Here is a 15,710-nt window from a genome sequence, read left to right as displayed (position 1 = left end):
AGTAAACGCGGTATACTGGCCTGCAGCGGACTAGACAACACGGCATCCGAGTACACAACGCTTATGATTGACGATACCGCATCTGTACCATCTCCTTTTCTGAACAGTGATGTCGTAGCTGCGACTCTCAACACGCTGCTGGAATGTATCGCCGAAATAGTCATCATTCTCGCGCCTGATCAGACCATCCGCTTTGCCAGCCCGGCCCTGACCAACCTGCTCGGCCATCCGCAAGCCCTTGTGGTCAACCGATCCCTCTATGATTTTGTTCACGTCGATGACCACGACCTGTTGCAGCGCCATCTCGCCCAATTAGCCGATCGCCAATGCCAGCACCAACCAATCCGGGTACGTCTACAGCACGCCGAGGGCGGCTGGCGCATTTTCGAGCTGCGGTGCTGTAACCGCCAGCACCAACCCGAAATCGGCGGGATCACTCTCAGCGGCTATGATGTCACGGCGTTCCTCGCCGCCGATTATGCGCTGCGCAACAACGAATTTCGCTACCGCCAATTGCTTGAATTGGCCCCGCTGCTGATCATGATCAGCAACCTTCCCGAGGGAATTATCCGCTACTGTAACCCAGCCGGCGCACGCATCTTTGGCGTGGACGATCCAGCCGAGCTGGTCAACCAACCCCTGACCGAATTTCTCTCTGGCGAAGATCACGACCTGATGCACAAGCGCCGTCAGGCACTGCGCAACGGCCAACTCCTCCAACCGGCCCGGTACCACATTTATGCCCGCGATCAAATGGTGCGCGTGGTGGAGGTGCAAGGCACGTTGATCGAAGGCTCTGGCGAAATACAGGTCTTGACGATCGGTTACGATGTCACCGACCGAGTGGAAGCGGAACGGCAATTAAACTTGCGGGCGCGGGTGCTGTCGCAAATTAACGAGGCGGTGATCGTGACTGACCGCAGCGGCGCGATTGTCTATCTCAACGAGATGGCGGCGTACCTCTACGCCGTTCAACCGGAAGCGATCATCGGCCAGCCGCTGAGCCGTCTGTTTACTGCTGAACCGCTGCCGTACCAGCCGGTGCAACCTTCAGTGCAGAACTTCAGCACAGGCTGGCGCGGTGAATTAATCCATCGCCTGCCAGACGGGCGGGCTATGATGGTGGAGGTTAGCATCGATCCGCTCTACCACGACGAGTTAGCCAACGGCGGCGCGCTGATCGTGGTGCGCGATATTACTGCGCGCAAACAGACTGAAGAACGGTTGCGCCTGCTCGAATCGGTGGTGGTGCATACCAACGACGCCGTGATCATCCTCGACGCTGAACCGCTGCATGCACCCGGCCCATTTATTCGCTATGCCAACGCGGCCTGTAGCCAACTGACCGGCTATGCCACCAATGAGCTGATTGGCCGTAGCTTGCGCATCTTGCACGGCCCAGCTACCGATTTAGTGATGCTCAACCGGCTGTGGGAAGCGATAGAGCAACAGCAGCCAGCTCGCTTTGAATTGCTCTACTACACGCGCGCTGGCGAACCGATTTGGGTCGATCTCAGCTTGTCGCCAGTCACTGACGAATATGGCAAAGCCACGCATTTTATTGCCTTGCACCGCGACATCAGCGCGCAGAAGCTGGCGGCATTCCTCGAACATGACCGCTCGGCAATTTTGGCCTTGTTGCTCCAACACGCACCAGTCACCGCCGTGCTGAACCGGCTGGTAACGCTCATCGAACGGCAACGACCCAACTGGCTGGTGTGGGCTGAATTGGACGGGCACCCCGCTGCCGCTAGCAAACCATTGGACGGTGAAGCCGACCTGATTGGGCCGCGCCTGCGCCAGATTATCGCGCGGCATAACCAAAAAGCGCCTATCGTGCTGGATCTGCATACTCATTGGGATCAATTGCGTCATTTGAGAGCCAGCAGCGGCTGGATTTGGCCGCTGGCCAAAGCGCACGGCGCGCTCGCCATCTTCCACCAGCAAACCGATTGGTTAAGCGAGAGCGATCAAACGCTATTGCGCATCGCAACCGAGCTCTTCAACTTAATCGCTGAGCATGCTAACCTCAATGCGCAGCTCAACTATCAAGTGCGCTATGACACGCTGACCGGCTTGCCAAACCGCAATCTGTTGCAAGAGCGGATCGATCTCGCCCTGCGCGATGCGCGCGAGCGGCGCCATATTGTGGCGCTGCTCTTTATCGATCTCGATGGGTTTAAGCAGGTGAACGATTCGCTGGGCCACCCAATCGGTGATCGGTTCCTCAAACATGTGAGCAATGCCTTCTCTGCATGCGCCCGCCCCCAAGATACGCTGGGCCGCATGGGGGGCGATGAGTTTCTGTTGCTGATGCCTGATCTGCCTGATGCACGATTAGCCGATATTGCCGCTCAACGCTTGCTTGATGCGTTGCAAACGCCGCTCCTTCACGATGGGAATGAATTGCGCTTAACCGCCAGCATCGGGATCAGCCTCTTCCCGCGCGATGGCGTCGATGTGGTGACCCTGCTCAAGAATGCCGACAGCGCCATGCACCGCGCCAAGGAACTCAAACGCAGCGGTTTTCTGCATTACCGGCCCGAACATAGCCGGCGCGCCCATACTCGCCTTGCGCTGGAAGCCCAACTGCGCCGCGCGCTGGAACGGCACGAACTAGCGGTGTACTACCAACCGCAATACGATTTAGTCAGCGAAAGCATCACCAGCGTCGAGGCGCTGGTGCGCTGGCACCATCCGCAACGCGGCCCGATTGCTCCCGGCGAGTTTGTGCCGATTGCCGAAGAGAGTGGTCTGATTATCGAGATTGGTTCGTGGGTGCTGCGCGAAGCCTGCCGGCAAGCAATGGCATGGCAACAGGCTGGCTATCCGCTCTTGCGCATCAGCGTCAACGTCTCGGCCCGCCAACTATTGCGGCCTGAGTTTGTGGCCGAAGTGGCAGCGGTCTTGCACGCCACCGGTCTGCCGGCTCAGTATCTCGAACTAGAGATTACCGAAGGCGTGATGCTTGATGACCCGATCTACGCGGCGCGCCAGATCGACCAGTTGCGCCACATGGGGGTGCGGATTGCGCTCGACGATTTCGGCACCGGGTATTCGTCGCTCGCCTATTTGCGCCAGCTCCGCCTCGATGCGCTCAAGATTGACCAAGCGTTTGTGCGCGCAATCGATGAACAACAAAATGTTGTTACCAATAGCCGCGCTTTATTGCGCGCGATTATCAATTTGGCGCATAGCCTTGGACTGGCCGTCGTCGCTGAAGGGGTCGAAACTGATGAGCAGCGGGTCGCGTTGCTCAGTATGGGGTGCGATGTGTTGCAAGGCTACCTGATTGCGCACCCCATTCCCGCCGATGAGGTGTGGCCCTCGATTATGCGGTTGCAAGGGCGGCATACGTCAACTGATTGAAGACGCCAAGGGGGCAAATGCGCAGAGATATTTAACGCAAAGGCGCCACGAACGCAGAGGGCGCAAAGATGGTTGGGGATGGTGATCATCCTCCGCGACCTCTGCGCCCACTGCGGTGAACTATCCTCTCCCCTCCCTCAGCGGGTTGAGGGGCGGGCAGAACATGTGGCCGATCACAATCGTTGGTTGATCGCTGTGCAATGCCTCAAAGTTCAGCTCTCCGCTCCCCTCTCCCGCGCCAGTAGGAGAAGGGCTGGAGGTGAGGGCGAAACGGTGCATCGCAATACTATCAACTACTTTCAGAGCTCATACGTTCTGTCCGCCCTTGAACCATCCGGCGGAGGGGGTCAAACTCCTCCCCCCAGCGGGGGAGGCAGAGAGGGGCCAATCCAAAGCCGCAAAGATGTTCTACGCAAAGCCGCCAAGCCCGCAAAGGATCGCAGAGGTTCATCTATTCCCTCTGCGCCTTTGCGGTAAACCTTATTCTCCTCCGGAATATGAGGATCACACCCCCTCTACCGGCGCTGGGATTTGGGCGAGAATGCGTTCGAGAATCGCGGTCGCAGTCTGCCCGCGCAGCCGCGCTTCGGCAGTAAGGATAAGGCGGTGGTTAAGAGCCGGGACCACTATCGCTTTGACATCATCGGGTAAGACAAAACTCCGGCCGGTCATAGCCGCCCACGCCTGCGCCAGATGGGCCAACGCCAGCGAACCACGTGGGCTAGCGCCTAGCTCAATATCGGGATGATCGCGAGTGGCGCGGGCAATCGCCACCAGATACTGGCGCACCGGCGGGCTAATCGCGACGCTGCGCACCGCCGCTTGCAAGCTACGCACCGTCTCGGCGGCTACGACTGGCGGCTGTGCGGCAACTGCACTTGGCGCCAACGAGCGCTGCACAATCTCCTCTTCCTCAGCCGCGCTCGGATATCCCATCGCCACTTTGATCAAGAACCGGTCGAGTTGGGCCTCCGGCAAGGGAAAGGTGCCTTCTAGCTCAATTGGGTTCTGAGTGGCGATAACCAGAAACGGGCGCGGCAGCGGGCGCGTCTCGCCGTCGATCGAGACCGTCCGCTCTTGCATGGCTTCGAGCAGCGCGCTTTGGGTGCGTGGCGTCGCCCGGTTGATTTCGTCGGTCAATACGATCTGGGCAAAGATCGGGCCGGGACGAAACTGAAACTCGCCTAACTTTTGGTTATAAAACGAGAGACCAGTCACATCAGAGGGCAACAGGTCAGGGGTGAACTGGATGCGCTGGAAGGTGCAGCCGAGCGCGCCGGCCAACGCCCGCGCCAGCGTCGTCTTGCCAGTACCGGGCACGTCTTCGAGCAAGACATGCCCTTCGCAGAGCAGCGCTGCTAACAAAAGGTCAATAATCGCTTCCTTGCCGACAATGATCTGGCCAATCCGAGCGCGAATGGCGGTTGCGACCCGGTGAATCTCGGCAATGGCGGTTTCCGAAACGGTGGACACGATGCAACTCCTTGCCGGTCAAAGGCTCTCAATGGTATCGTACCACGATCCCAGCATCGCCGGTGCGCCGGTTGATATGGAGTGCGGCAGTGCAACTACCGCCCCGCTCCATGCCTTCACCCCCATGCTGGAGTGTGGCAGTACAACTGCCGCACTCCACATGTTCACTGCTGCCAGTGATTGCTGGAACACAAGGTGCAGTGAACCGCCAACCAACAACATTACCCCCATATCAAGGCCGCGCCATCAGCAGATAGTACCCCTCGCGCCCGCCATTGCTGGCCGCAAACACCGGATTGTCCACTGTCACCAAGGCGCGCGTATTGGCGGTGTTCGGCGTCACATTCACCACCAGCACCAGCCGGTCATTGGTAAGCGCCGCCGCGATTGCCGGTGAACTCCCCGCTGTCGCCCCCGGTGCAGCCAGCGCCGTCCACAGCTGGCGTTGGCCGAAGTCAGGACTAACCACTAATGCAAACGGCTCGCCCAATTCGTAATTGCCGAGGGTCTGGCCAAAGAGTTGCATCGTGCTGCGGCCTTGCAGACAGCAAGCGGTATCACCCACAACCAGCAGCGTCCCGTCAGCCGCCGCTGTCAACGCCCGGATCGTGATCGAATTGCCCTTGCCATCATTCAGGCGAGTGAGCAGCCACTGCCCGCGCAACAGCGCGCCGGTCGCCGGATCGAACCGGCCATACCAAGCCAGCGATTTTGCGCCGCTGAGATTGAACGGATTGTTGTACTGGTCGAACGTGATCAACTCGCTCGCGCTCAGCACGCGGCTCAGATCGGCAGGATCGCGGCCAAAGATGGAATTGCCGCCATCGGTGAAGCCAGCGAAATAGAGCAGACCATCCGCCCCTAGCGCCAGACGCCGTCCTTCGCTGTCGGCAGCCAGATTCGCACCCTTGACAGCCGCAGCGCTAAAGCCGTAGCGCTGCCATGCCACGCTGCCATCAGTGAGACGGTAGGCGCGCAAAAAGGCCACTTTCAGATCAGAAGCCGCTTGGGTGTAGCCAGTGGCAACCAGCAGCCCATTCGCCGTATCGAGCGCAATATCGGCGACCGCAGTGCCGGCCACGACAATCGCCAACGGCGAGCCGCCAGCCGGCGGATAGACCAGCACCGTTCGATCGGCGGCTCGCAACGCCGCCACCTGGCCATCAGCGCCAATCGCACAACGCGCGATCGCACCCGGCGTCGCCCGCCACCGCACCGCCGCCAGATCGGGTTCCAACACGATCACTCCGTCCGGCCCGCACGCGACGGCGCTGCCATCGACGGCTAACGCCGCGTGGTTGAGTGTCGCAGCGACTCGCACCACCCTGCCGATCGTCCGCCCATCGGCGGCAATCTGGATCAACGCGCCAGTCCCGCCGCCCGGCACGATCGTCTCTGGCGCGTCGGCCAGCGCCGGCACATTCCCCGCCAGCACCAATGCGCCGGCAGGGACAAACCCCACCGCGACCAGCGTATCATCTTGCGCACTCCCCAGATAACCGGCCACCGTAGGCGGCGGAGCCTGCACCAACGGCACCCACACCGTCACCGGGTTGGCTTGGGCTTGGACGGAAGCGAGTGTAACGACGAACAGCAAGGAGATAATGAGCAGAAATTGACGCATCCCAAACACCTTATGTTACGGCGAGAGCGCAGCAGGCGATCACGCCGCTGTATCTCGCCCCAAGCAAGCTGCTCCAAACGCGCAGTCCAACACACACCGGTTAGCAACCTCTTGCCCCAACGATACGTTCACGAATGCCCAGCATCGTCCCACGCTGGAGTGCGGCAGTGCAACTGCCGCCCACTCAGCGCCTTCACCTCCATGCTGAAGTACGGCAGTCTAACTGCCGCCCCGCTCAACACATCCATACCGCCCGATTATGGAGTGCGGCAGTGCAACTGCCGCATTCCACAGTTATCATTTCACATCAACCGGTAACGCTCACCACCCCGTCTGAAACTGCCACTGATAGGTAAACGGTCGTCCATCGTAGCTGCCGGCCACTATCACCTCAATCGTTGCCAACGCCGGCAGCGGCTGTGTGGGTATGATCACGATCCCCTTATGGCCAGCAGGCAAATCGGTCGAAACCGTATGCGGCAACGTCGCGCCGCCCACCACCCGCAGCTCGGTCGCCGTGACCACTGGAGCATTACCAAAGTAGCGCCAGTGCAGCGTGATCGGATAGATGGTCGCCGGCACCCCTTGTTGGTTGGCCCCCGGATAACGCACCGGCCAGCCGGGATAGTCAATCCCTTCGTTGAAATACGACAGTACATCGAGCGCTGCCGCACTCTGCCTGCCGCTTGCCGCCGTGTAGAACCCAAACCCTGTGCGCTGGAGCGTTGGATAAAGCATCCAGAGCCGGTGACCAACCGACCTCATCCAGCCATCAATCGGATCGGCCGGTTGCCACGAAACACCCCCTCCTATCCACGCATTCCCCTTCTGCGCGCAGATTTGCCCCGCCGGCGAGGCATACGGCAGCACCGGGTTTTGGTCATGGGTGAGGTGATTATTTTCCGCCATATAGCGGGCATGTTGCCAACAGTTATCGCTCAGCGCCGCCTCTTCCTGCACCGGAGCTAGGCCGGCGAAGGCCCGATAGGCATTGAGCCGATCCAGCCAATGGCGCGGCAACACCAGCGGAGGCGCAAATGCTTCGCGGCCAAGCAAGCCCAGCAACACCACATCTGGCCCAAGCTGCGTATGCAACTCAAACCGTGCCCGCTCAAACCACTGCGTTAGCACTGTATCACCCGACGAGTTTGTCTCCATCCGTGGTTCGGTCAGTGGCAAGCCAAACAGTGCCAAACTCTCCGCTTCACTCAACCCCGGTCGCCCATCAAACTCAAGCCCATGCGTTTGCCAATACCGCAGAAATGCATCACATACGAGATGTTGAGTTTCGGCAAAATAACGACAACCGAACTGTTGCGTCACCGGGGCTTTCGGTTCATTCTGCCACGGCATGCCGCGTCGTTGCAACAGATCGTCACCTAACCGACCGAGCAAGACATCATACGGACGCGCCAGCTCTGGGTGAAGTTCAAAGCGATTGCGTTCAAAGATTTGCACCTTGCGAACTCGGCCTTCAACCTCTTGCTCAAACACCGGCGTGATCGGAAAACCAAATACCGGTAAGCCGCCATGTTGCTGCCAGTACTCGGCAAACCGACCTTCAATACAATCGGGCACTTCAGCGAAACAGATGCGGGATTGGGCCTGTGCGGATTGCGCAGGCAACAACGCCAAGAGCATCACAACACTGGCGATCAGGTTGATCAAGCCTCGCCAACGCCACATTGCAGCCCCCGCACAACGCACTCAACCGGCAAGTATGCAGGCTATTGTACCAACCCGACATTGGCATAACCAGCCTGACTTTGGTATGATGTAAGTACTATGATGACGCCCTCACCTGCGATCATCGCTATTCCCAGCCGCATCGGAGCGGTTTGGCATGGATGGCACGACAAGGAGGGAACCAATGACTCAGACCACGGAATTTGCCACCCGGATCGATCTGCCGCTTGAGCGGCGGCGGTCGCTGATTACGATGCTCAACCAGCAACTGGCCGATACGTTCGATCTGATGAGTCAGACCAAACAGGCACATTGGAACGTCAAAGGGCCGCATTTCATGGAGTTGCACGAACTGTTTGACGAGTTGGCCGGGCATCTGAACGGGTTTGTCGATGCGATCGCCGAGCGGGTGACGGCGCTTGGCGGCACAGCCATGGGTACCGTGCGCCTCGCTGCGGCAGCGTCACGCTTGCCGGAATATCCCACCGACATCACTGACGGCATGGCCCATGTGGCAGCGTTGGCCGACCGCTTTACCGCCTACGGCAAGACCACGCGCCAAGCGATTGATTTCGCCGCCGAAATGGGTGATCAGGCGACCGCCGATCTGATGACTGAGGTTGCCCGCACCATTGACAAGGATCTCTGGTTCCTCGAAGCCCATTTGCAGGGATAGCACTGTGACCCTTCGTATTGCCCGCGCCGCGGCGCTGATCTGCGTCGCGGCGTTGATTTGCGCCGCCTGCGCTGCGCCAGCGCCAGCGCCAACCCCAGCGCCTACGGCGACCGCCGCGCCAACCGTGACCCCAGCGCCCACGGCAACTACAATGCCCACCGCAATGCCAGCCCCTACGGCAACCCCGGTGGCGCGCCAATTGACGATCTGGGTCGCCGAACCGGCTGAGGCCCAATCTGCGATTGCCGCCGAGTTGCAACAGGCTGCGCAAGCCGGCAACTTCCAACTCGCCATAATTCCCCGCGACCCCGACGGATTGCTGCTCAGCCTCGCCACCGATCGCCTGCTCGGCCTGCCGCCGCCCGACCTGATCTGGGCCGATCAAGAGGCGCTGGTAGGGTTGTTAGCCGATAACGCGCTAGCGCCGATTGGCATGGAGCTGCCGGCTGACCTCTTGCCCGGCCTGCGCACGCTTGCCAGCAATGATGACACGCTGTGGGGCGCGCCGATCACCGCCCAAGATATGCTGCTGCTGCTTTACCAGCTCGATCGCTCGCCGCCGGCGACGGCTGCCGATTTGGTGGCGGCAGCACAAGCGGCCCGCACATCCGAACGGGCCGGATTTGTGCAAGGCTGGGGGGCGGCGCGCTGGCTAGCGCCGTGGTTCTACGCTGCCGGCGGCGCCTTTACCACCCCCGACGGCGCTGAGCCAACCCTTGATACGCCAGCGATGACGGCCACCCTCACACTATTGCGCGATCTGTACCAAGCGGCGCCGCGCAACGGCGACAGCTATGCCCGCGGCCAACGGCTGCTGGCCCAAGGGTTTGCCGCGTATGCGATCGATGGCGACTGGGCATGGCCCACCTACCGCGCAATCAGCGACACCTTCCAGATCGGGATTGCGCCGTTGCCAGCGTTCAACGGCAATCCGGCTCAACCGTTGATCGGCGGCAGCCTCCTCATGCGCCACCGCGACGGTCAGGCCACACCAGCGGAAGTCGCGGCGCTGGCAGCAACACTTTACCAGCCAGAAGTCCAACTCCGGCTGAGCGCGGCGCTGGGCCGGTCGCCGGCCCGCCGTGAACTGTTAGCCGATCCCAGCATTCACGCTGACCCAACCCGCGCCGCCGCTGCGACGCAAGCCGCTACCGCTCCCGGTCTGCCGCCGACACCGGCAGCGCGCTGCGCCATCTTCGGGGTTGAATCGTACCTGTACAGCGCCACCACTGGCGATCCGCCTATCAAAGATGTGCCAGCGCGCATGCAACGCGAGGCGCTAGCATGCCTGCGCCAGTTTGCGCAACCCTAATCAGTAACGCAACGTCATATTGGCAAGGTTGCTATGCAGTACAGCAGTTGCACTGCCGCACTCCATAACCGAGACGGCAGATACTGTTTGATTGCATCCCAACGAAGAACCAGCGATGGTTCGCCTCAGCGCAATCATAGACGATACAAGGTATCGTTGCGTATTGGCTTAGAAAGGGGGCGCTATGCACTGCCCACACTGCAATACCACCCTCCCCGACGACGCCCGCTTCTGCATTGAATGCGGCGCAGCAGTGCGCGTTGCCACCGGTGAAACAGTTCAATTGCCGAGAGGCGATGCCTCGACCATCATCTGCCCGCACTGCCGCTTCGTCAATCCGGGTCACGCCCGTTTTTGCGTCTACTGCGGCGAGCCGGTGCAGGGCAGCAGGCAAGCGCGCACGGTGGCGGCCCCCCAACCCAAACCGGCCCGTGGCGACCACGAATTGGGCATCACCTTATTGTTGATCGGGGCCGCGTTATTGATCCCAGCCATCTTCCGGCTACCGCCGATGATCTGGCCAAACATCTTAATGGTACTCGGCATCATCCAACTCATCTTTCACTTCCAGCGCGGTACCACCACTGCCGGCATCCGCAATGCGATCTGGCTGTTTGGGTTAGGGGTCTTGTTCCTGATGCCGCGCCTCTTCTTCCCCGGCCTGCTCTTGCTGGTGGGATTGACCTTCCTGATGGAAAGTTGGCGGTGGAAGGGAAAGGCGCCATGATGCTTTTGGAATAGGACACGGATCGACTTCATCCGTTTCCTATTCCTGATCGCGGTAGCACCAACGGCATCTCGATTCGCGGCAGCAGATGCTCCTCATTGCGCGCCTGAATGGTCGCGACCAGCTTCTGGAGCTTCTGGATCGAGGAGCGATCACCGCGCCCCACGAACGGTCGAGCCAGCGGCGCAGACGGGGTACAACTCACGTTGGGCGCTGCGCGAAACCTATGCCCGCCCCGCTTCGCCGCCCCACGGCATATTATCCCGGCGAGTAGCGCGCGATGACGTTCGCGACATACTGGCGCACTCGTTCTTGCAACGTCGAATCGAGGTAGGGGTACGCCATCGCCAGCGTCAGCACCAATTCGCCCGAATCGTGCCAGATCGCGTTACCGCCGCTGTTATAGGCAATCATCGGCGGTTCATCGCCTTGGGTTGAATTATGCGGCCCCATCCGGGTTGCTCATACCCCGTTGCAGATAGTAGGGCATCTGGTAGGACGTCAGCGTGATCAAGTCCGCCACCTCAGCGCGCAGGCGCTGCACCTGATCGGGAGGCGGGTTGGCAACCGGCGTGGTGAGATCGAGGGTCACGTAATCGGTCAGCGGGCGGGTAGTGGTGACCACCGGTGACCACCGGTGGGGTAGGGTCGGGTGGCGGCGGCAAGGTGCGTGTGTAGACCAGCGGCGCCGGGCACGAGGTGCCAGTGCATCGGCCAATACCGGCCAAGCCGCCCTCAATTACCCGCCAGTAGATCATATTGTTAGCGATCACGGCCCCGACCCGGCTTACACCTTCGCCAACCCGCGGCGAGGGGAAGGGATACGCCCGATCAGCCGAGTTGCCGCTCAGCGGGAAGAAAGGGTTTGGCCCCTCTGGCCCACACCCGGAATTCGGGCCGCCGCCGCATTTCCGGCCAAATATTCGAGACCGTCCCGATATGCACCAGCGTCCCGCTTCAGCATTGCCGGTTCGTCGGAGGTCAAGCGAAACTCGTAGTTGAAGGTAGAAGCGGGATAATCGGGTGCGCGCAGACCGGTAATGCTGTTAAGATTCTGCACATTCAGCAAACCCAACTCAGCGTCATACTGCGACGAGACATGCACCGCGTAAGGGCTGGTGGTCTAGATGCCTTGGCGAGCGCGGTAGATGAGGTAGACGGTATCGGTCGCACCGGCGCGCACCACCGGCGGGCTTGGGATCTCGTTGTCGCCAAAGGTATAGAGCACCGGCGCCGTGCCCCGCACCGCGCCGATTGCAGCATCTAACACGAAAAAGGTCTGCTTGTGCGGATTCGCGTTGAGGTAAGCGGTAATGCGCGGGCCCACAGCAGCCCAATCAGCAGCCCAATCAGTGTTCACCGCACCGGCTTGGTTCATCGTCGCGCCGCCTTCACTGAGCAATTGCCACAGCGAATAGAGCGGTTGCGAACGGTAGATCACCGCATCGCCAACCACGACCGGATAGCGATCGGTGAGGCTCTGGCCATAGAGGCGCGTCTTCCAAACCAGCGCACCGGTCGTGGCGTTGACAGCGAAGGCATCAATCGCTTCGTTACCAGCGAAGATCAGCGTACCGTCACGGCTGAGAGCCGGCGTCGTCAAGATCGGTGCCTCCGACACGTGCTGCCACACTTGCGCACCATCACTGAGGCGAAGCGCGGTGAGCCGGCCATCGGTCGCCGCGACTACAACATGGCCACGTGCAGCATCGAGCAGCGGCGCAGTGGCGCTCGGGCCGGTAACACGCTGCCAGCGCAGAGCGCCGGTGGCCGCATCGAGGGCAAACGTGGTACCGCCGTGCGTGCTAAACACCACCGTATTGTTACTCCCGCCGAATGGCGGATCGGGCTGCCATCGCCGGCAAACGTCCACAATGACGCGCCGGTGCTCGCATTGCGCGCATAGAGCACGCCGTCCATCCCGCCGATAAACAGGCGACCGCTCGCCACCACCAGCTGGGCCCGCGAAGCAAAAGGCACCTCATATCACTTCCAGATATAGCAGTAGGGCGGATCAACGTGCAACGGGGTGTAGTTGCTGCGCTGGGCATCATAGGCGAGTTGCGGCCAATCGGCGGTAGCGATTTGGGAGACGGTCGCCACGCCATCATCACTCTTGTCATGTGAATAGACGGAAGCGGCGGCGCGCCAAGGCTGGCTCACACCGGCCAGTAACCTCGCCTGAAGCGCAACCATCACTATGACCAACATCATTCCGGCGCATCCTGATGATACCCTTTCGCGAGGCGCTTACGTTCCGAGATCAGAGGCGATAGCGTGGGTCATCGTTGCGCAGGGGTGCAGCGTGGCAGGCAGTCATATTGTAGACGATATGGCGGGCAGGGCAAAGAGGGAGCGCAACTTTTGCTAGTTACTGCTACCGCTCAAACCATAGCGCCGGCCATACTTGGCCGGCGCGCTAGCGATAGGTTGTGAGTGGAACGTTACTTCAGCTTTTCCAACTCGGCAACGTACCGCTCCAGATACCCGCACAAGGAAGTATGCCCGAACCCTTGAACAATGTACTGGATCGGTCTGCTCTGCTACTATCTCTACCGCTTCAACCAGTTCGGTTTGGCATTCGGGGCATGATGGCCTCCACCTGCAAGGATGATCCACCCTGTCACTGCCCGGCAGGCGCCGCCGGCTCTAGTTGCGGCACAGGAACCGGTTTCCCATCATCGCCAATCGCGACCAAGACACACTCGGCTTGGCAGGCCAGCACTCGCTTCTCATGATCCATCGGCTCCCACCACATCTCAACCGAGATATGCATCGAGCTGCGCCCGGTACGGACAAGACGCGCAATCAATTCGACGATCGACCCCTCACGCACCGGGTGGCGAAAGTTGACCTCGCTCAGGTGAACCGTTACCACTTTGTGCCGGCACCAGCGGGTGGCGCAGACAAAAGCGGCTTGATCGATCCAAGCCACCGCTTGCCCGCCGAAGAGCGTGCCATAGTGATTGGTATCGGCGGGAAAAATGGGGAAAACCATGCGCGTTTCGACGCAGTGTGACTTATGCATAGCACATCTCCGTCAATCGAGTTGGGTGCAAGAGCATTGCCAGCCGTTCGACCAGATCGACAATTCGCGGCGTAGGGCGAATACTGAGCGGGCGAGCGTCAAGCGCATAGACCCGCTGCTCGCGGATGGCCGGGATTGCACGCGCCTCACGCGGCAGATTGGCGGTCTGCCAACATCGCTCGGCGGCTGCGGACGTATGCCCGGCTAACAGCAACACGATCACATCGGGTTGGGCAGCATACATCTGCTTCCAGCTCACCGGAACCGAATGGCCATCTGCCCGGCCCAAAAACTCATTCCCGCCAGCCTTTCGCACGATCTCCGCTGCCCAATGACCGGCGGTAAACGGCGGGTCAAGCCACTCCAGCGCCACCACTTTCGGGCGCGGACGGCCAGTGTTAGCCATCTGCACCCGCGCCAACCGCGCCTGCATCTGGTCGCACAGCCGCCGGCCTCGCTCCGGATACCCTACAGCTTCCGCAATAACCATCACATCGTGATACAGGTCATCGAAATCAGACATCGCCAGCGAGACGATTTGGCTATCAGCCGGCAAGCGCTGGCGCAGCGAGCACACGTTATCAAACGAGGCCAGTCCGGGATCGCACAAGTCTTGGGTGATGATCAGATCCGGTGCAAGCGCAACAAGGGCCGCTTCATCAAGCGTAAAGAGATTCTCACCCCGGCGCAGTCGCGTCGCTAGCGCCCAATCGAGTTCGGCCACCGTGAGGCCGGTGGGGATCGCCGAGCGGGTCACACGCGGCAAGCCGACGACGACCTCAGCCGGGAAATCGCACAGATGGGAAACGCCAACCAGGAGATCGGCCAAACCGAGGCGGCAGATTATCTCGGTGGCTGGCGGCGTGAGTGAAACAATGCGCATAGCCTCATTCCTCTCGCTATTCGTTATTGGTGCAGGCGCGCGATCAAGCCATTGAGATCGGTCACATCAACCTGAATGGTCGCAAACAGATCTGACACCTCCCAAGCCGATCCGGCCCGGCGCACATACAGAGGCCGCCACCGGGAAAAACGGCAGAAACCGATCTGCTCCATCCGCTCATCCATCGACGCTTTGGCCCACTGCTCATAATCGGCGCCGAGACCGTGCATCAGCAAGGTGAGATGCAACACGCGCGCCCGATCGTGAGCGATTCGTTCCATATAACTCAGCGCAAGGCACGGCGACTGATGGATCAACTCGGCAAAATCACGGTACTGACGCACTAGCCGGCGCTCGATCCTACGAAACTCGGCGCAAATATCCCGCACATCACACTGCAACATCGGCCAGCTCCTTTCGGACTGCACCCACAACAGGCGCAGCGCTCACGGCCAATCAAACCAACAACCTACCCACCGGCACGCCACTGCCGGCAACGAATAAGCACAATCGATTAAGGGAAACAGGAATCAGCGCAACCTCGCGCTCTAAGCAAAAACCCCGATCTCCTTCCAGAGATCGGGGCAACATGATCCGGTGCAACGCGCGAGCGCGTTCAAGGCGCACGGGGCATGTCCGTCCTCCTTTGCTCGAGAAGGGCTGAACAAACGCATCGCGGCAGGCGTCCTGGCTTCCGGCTCATAAGAACCGGTTACAGTTGCGGCACAGCGCTGGACTTTCACCAGCTTCCACCTTTACGCCCTAGCATCCGGGCTAACGGGTCACCGCGACGGTATTTGGTTGGCGATGTACACAGATATAGAACTATAGTATAACGCGCCCGCCTTCAGCCTGCCCATCGTCAGCGTGAACACCTGACCACACTGCGTAGAAAAGAGATAACCGGGGGAGAGAAGTCGTGATACAACGTG

The 15,710-nt window shown here is 60.5% G+C and carries 15 protein-coding genes, 1 pseudogene and 1 riboswitch; of the genes and pseudogenes, 4 read left to right on the top strand and 12 right to left on the bottom strand.

Annotated features, from left to right (window positions below; translation table 11 throughout):
* Window positions 1-63 precede the first annotated feature (63 nt).
* Entirely contained in the window at window positions 64-3,369 is a 3,306-nt protein-coding gene (locus U9R61_RS15055) for an EAL and GGDEF domain-containing protein (RefSeq protein WP_322489627.1), read from the top strand.
* A 504-nt stretch (window positions 3,370-3,873) separates the two neighbouring features.
* Here U9R61_RS15055 and U9R61_RS15050 read toward each other — a convergent pair.
* The 3 genes from U9R61_RS15050 to U9R61_RS15040 all read right to left on the bottom strand — a co-directional run bounded on the left by U9R61_RS15050 (window position 3,874) and on the right by U9R61_RS15040 (window position 8,152).
* Window positions 3,874-4,842, bottom strand: a complete 969-nt coding sequence (locus U9R61_RS15050) for a MoxR family ATPase (RefSeq protein WP_322489626.1) — start codon at window positions 4,840-4,842, stop codon at window positions 3,874-3,876.
* A 232-nt stretch (window positions 4,843-5,074) separates the two neighbouring features.
* Window positions 5,075-6,466, bottom strand: a complete 1,392-nt coding sequence (locus U9R61_RS15045) for a hypothetical protein (RefSeq protein ID WP_322489625.1) — start codon at window positions 6,464-6,466, stop codon at window positions 5,075-5,077.
* 321 nt (window positions 6,467-6,787) lie between these two features.
* The gene (locus tag U9R61_RS15040) at window positions 6,788-8,152 is read right to left on the bottom strand and encodes a CAP domain-containing protein (protein ID WP_322489624.1); all 1,365 of its coding nucleotides are present in this window, start codon (window positions 8,150-8,152) and stop codon (window positions 6,788-6,790) included.
* Window positions 8,153-8,336: 184 nt separating this feature from the next.
* Between U9R61_RS15040 and dps the strand changes: the two genes are divergently transcribed.
* The 3 genes from dps to U9R61_RS15025 all read left to right on the top strand — a co-directional run bounded on the left by dps (window position 8,337) and on the right by U9R61_RS15025 (window position 10,867).
* Entirely contained in the window at window positions 8,337-8,828 is a 492-nt protein-coding gene (dps, locus tag U9R61_RS15035; protein ID WP_322489623.1) for a DNA starvation/stationary phase protection protein Dps, read from the top strand.
* A 4-nt stretch (window positions 8,829-8,832) separates the two neighbouring features.
* Entirely contained in the window at window positions 8,833-10,140 is a 1,308-nt protein-coding gene (locus U9R61_RS15030; RefSeq protein WP_322489622.1) for an extracellular solute-binding protein, read from the top strand.
* 184 nt (window positions 10,141-10,324) lie between these two features.
* Window positions 10,325-10,867, top strand: coding sequence for a zinc ribbon domain-containing protein (locus tag U9R61_RS15025; protein WP_322489621.1), 543 nt, complete (start codon window positions 10,325-10,327; stop codon window positions 10,865-10,867).
* A 258-nt stretch (window positions 10,868-11,125) separates the two neighbouring features.
* On the opposite strand, the gene U9R61_RS15020 is transcribed toward U9R61_RS15025, so the two are convergent.
* The 9 genes and pseudogenes from U9R61_RS15020 to U9R61_RS14985 form a co-directional block, all read right to left on the bottom strand.
* Entirely contained in the window at window positions 11,126-11,320 is a 195-nt protein-coding gene (locus tag U9R61_RS15020; RefSeq protein WP_322489620.1) for a hypothetical protein, read from the bottom strand.
* A complete protein-coding gene (locus tag U9R61_RS15015; protein ID WP_322489619.1) occupies window positions 11,307-11,492 on the bottom strand; it encodes a hypothetical protein in 186 nt (61 codons plus the stop codon). Before U9R61_RS15015 ends, U9R61_RS15020 begins: the two co-directional genes overlap by 14 nt.
* Before the next feature lie 222 nt (window positions 11,493-11,714).
* On the bottom strand, window positions 11,715-11,972 hold the full coding sequence (locus tag U9R61_RS15010) for a hypothetical protein (protein WP_322489618.1): 258 nt from the start codon (window positions 11,970-11,972) through the stop codon (window positions 11,715-11,717).
* Between the two features lie 18 nt (window positions 11,973-11,990).
* A complete protein-coding gene (locus tag U9R61_RS15005; RefSeq protein WP_322489617.1) occupies window positions 11,991-12,740 on the bottom strand; it encodes a PQQ-binding-like beta-propeller repeat protein in 750 nt (249 codons plus the stop codon).
* 23 nt (window positions 12,741-12,763) lie between these two features.
* A pseudogene (locus U9R61_RS19970) lies at window positions 12,764-12,847 on the bottom strand (hypothetical protein); the annotation flags it as partial.
* Window positions 12,848-12,853: 6 nt separating this feature from the next.
* Window positions 12,854-13,081 carry a hypothetical protein gene (locus U9R61_RS15000; protein WP_322489616.1) on the bottom strand — a complete coding sequence of 76 codons (228 nt, stop codon included), beginning with the start codon at window positions 13,079-13,081 and terminating at the stop codon, window positions 12,854-12,856.
* Window positions 13,082-13,490: 409 nt separating this feature from the next.
* A complete protein-coding gene (locus tag U9R61_RS14995) occupies window positions 13,491-13,895 on the bottom strand; it encodes an acyl-CoA thioesterase (protein ID WP_322489615.1) in 405 nt (134 codons plus the stop codon).
* Window positions 13,888-14,778: an ABC transporter substrate-binding protein gene (locus tag U9R61_RS14990; RefSeq protein WP_322489614.1), complete on the bottom strand. Its 891-nt coding sequence runs from the start codon at window positions 14,776-14,778 to the stop codon at window positions 13,888-13,890. Before U9R61_RS14990 ends, U9R61_RS14995 begins: the two co-directional genes overlap by 8 nt.
* Window positions 14,779-14,801: 23 nt before the next feature.
* Window positions 14,802-15,182 (bottom strand): hypothetical protein, encoded by a 381-nt coding sequence (locus U9R61_RS14985; RefSeq protein WP_322489613.1) that lies wholly within the window; start codon window positions 15,180-15,182, stop codon window positions 14,802-14,804.
* Window positions 15,183-15,437: 255 nt separating this feature from the next.
* Window positions 15,438-15,583: riboswitch (cobalamin riboswitch) on the bottom strand.
* Window positions 15,584-15,710 lie beyond the last annotated feature (127 nt).

It is taken from the genome of Chloroflexus sp., from assembly GCF_034431535.1.
Classification (GTDB): Bacteria; Chloroflexota; Chloroflexia; order Chloroflexales; family Chloroflexaceae; genus Chloroflexus.
The sequence above is the reverse complement of the archived record's forward strand: the minus strand, read 5'-3'. Positions and strand labels throughout refer to the sequence as shown.